We start from the raw sequence: 2,166 nt of genomic DNA on the forward strand, positions 1-2,166 counted from the left end.
TCGGGATTGTAGTAGCGGTGCCGGTTGTAGTGCAGGCCGCTTTCGGGGTCGAAGTATTGGCCCTGGAAACGCAGCGGTTGTTCCAGCTGTTCGCCGCCGCCGTGCTGAATCTCGCGGACTTGGCCGTAGCCCTTGTAGCGCGCTGACCAGACGATGGTGCCGCCGTAGTTGGTCAGTTCCTGGGGCGTGCCCAGGTGGTCGAGGTGGTAGTAGAACGGGCAGGCGTTCGGGCCTTTGCCGTCGAGCAGGGCCAGTGGGCGGAAGGTGCCCGGTTCGTAGACGTAGCTGCGGTGGTGGCGCGGGCTGCTTTCGGCGACGACCTGGTCGCCTTGCCAGAAAAATTCTGTGGTCAGGCCGTCCACGGTCTTGCTGATGCGTCGGCCAAAGGCGTCGTAGCGGTAGGATGTTTCGCGTCCGTCCGCCGTGGTGACGCCGATCAGCCGGTGTTGGCTGTCGTAGCGGTATTCGCTGACGAGGCACTGGGCCTTGCCGCGCCGTTCGCGGATCAGGTTGCCGAAGGCGTCGTAGTCGTAGTGGCGGTCGCCCTCCATCAGCAGGCGGTTGCCCTTGAGGGTGGTCGGACCCGGGCGGTCCTGCATCAGCAGGTTGCCGGCCGGGTCGTGGGCGAAGTGTTCCGACGGCTCGCTGTGGGAATAGTCGATGCCAATCAGGCGATCCAGCGGGTCGTACTGGTAATGACGGCGGTTGCGGTTGTCGGAAATGGACTGCAGGTTGCCGTTGGCGCTGTAGGCATAGTCGCGCCAGAACAGTTGCTGCTGGTGCTGCCATACCGTCTGGGCCTTGAGCCGGCCCTGTTCGTCGTAGGCGTACTGGCTGAGCAGCAGGCCTTGCTGGCGCTGCACTTCGCGACCGCCACGGATCTGGTGCCCGGTCAAGCGCGAGCCGTTCAGGTCGATGGCCGTCAGCGCGCCACCCCGGGCGTAGTGGTAGTCAAGCTGGCTGTTGTCCGGCAGGCGCAGGTGGTTGAGGCGCCCGCAGGCGTCGTAGCGATAACGCAGGGTGCCCCAGCCCTGGTGTTCGCTGATCAGCCGGTCCTGGGCGTCGTATTCGAAGGCCAGCGGGTGATCGCTGCCGTCGTTGACGTGGACCAGCCGGCCCAACCCGTCATAGCGGTATTCGATGGCCTGGCCGTCGGGCAAAGTCTTGACCAGCAGCCGCCCGGCCGCGTCGCGTTGGTAGCGGGTGACCCATTGGGCGCCGTCCGCGCCGTGCTCGGTTTTCTCCAGCAGGTGGCCGTTGAGGTCGTAGGCATAGGCGGTGCGTTGCCCGTCAAAGCCGATCTGCTGTCGGATCAATCCGTTGGGGGTGTAGTCCAGCTGATATTGTTCGCCGGATTCGTTTTCGATCTCGGTCAGCAACAGCCGGGCCGAGTCGTAGCGATACTTCAGTTCGCTGCCATCGGGATTGAGGCGGCGGCTGATCAGGTGCAGGTCGTCGGCGTATTCATAGCGGGTGGTCCGCCCCAGCTCATCGCGCTCGGCGGTGACCTTCCCGTAGGCGTTGTAGCACCAGGCGCGGGTCGCGCCACTCGGCAAGGTGGTTTCGAGCAGGCGGCCCACCGCGTCCCATCGGTAGTGCGTGACGGCGCCGTGTGGGTCCTGGCGGGTCAGCAAACGCCCCAGGGCGTCGTAGGAAAAACACCGCTGCCCGCCGTCCGGCAGGGTTTCTTCTGTCAGTTGGCCCAACTGATTGCGGGTAAACCGGTGCTCGCCACCGTCCGGGTAACGGATCGCCAGCAGTTGCCCTTGGGCGTCGTAGTCATAAGCGGTGCGTTGTTGATCCGGGGCGATAGCCTCGATCACATCGCCCTGGGCGTTGCGCCGGTAGGTCCACACGGCTTTGCCGCGCGAACGGGCGTGCAGGAAACCGTTGCGGTATTCGTAGGACGTGGGCTCATCGTCCGGTGGAATCAGCGCCACCAACCGTCCGGCTTCGTCGTAGCGGTATTCGGTGACGGCACCCAGCGGGTCCTGTTCGGCGATCAGCCGGCCCTGTGGGTCATAGGCCTTGAGGTGCTGGCCGCCATCGGGCTCGACCTTGCGCACCAGCCGCGCCCGCTCGTCGTGGACGTACACCTCCTGGCTGCCATCCAGGTGCTGGACCGTGACCTGCCCGTCCTCGCCCCAGGTGTAGCGGCTGTCCATC

1 protein-coding gene is annotated in these 2,166 nt (G+C 65.4%); it reads right to left on the reverse strand.

Annotated features, from left to right (window positions below; all coding sequences use genetic code 11):
* Window positions 1–2,166, reverse strand: a 2,166-nt coding sequence (locus BMY45_RS25520) for an RHS domain-containing protein (RefSeq protein ID WP_143071705.1), incomplete at both ends; no start/stop codon positions are given.

Origin of the sequence: Pseudomonas sp. NFACC39-1 (assembly GCF_900110355.1) — a bacterium.
GTDB lineage: Bacteria > Pseudomonadota > Gammaproteobacteria > Pseudomonadales > Pseudomonadaceae > Aquipseudomonas > Aquipseudomonas tehranensis.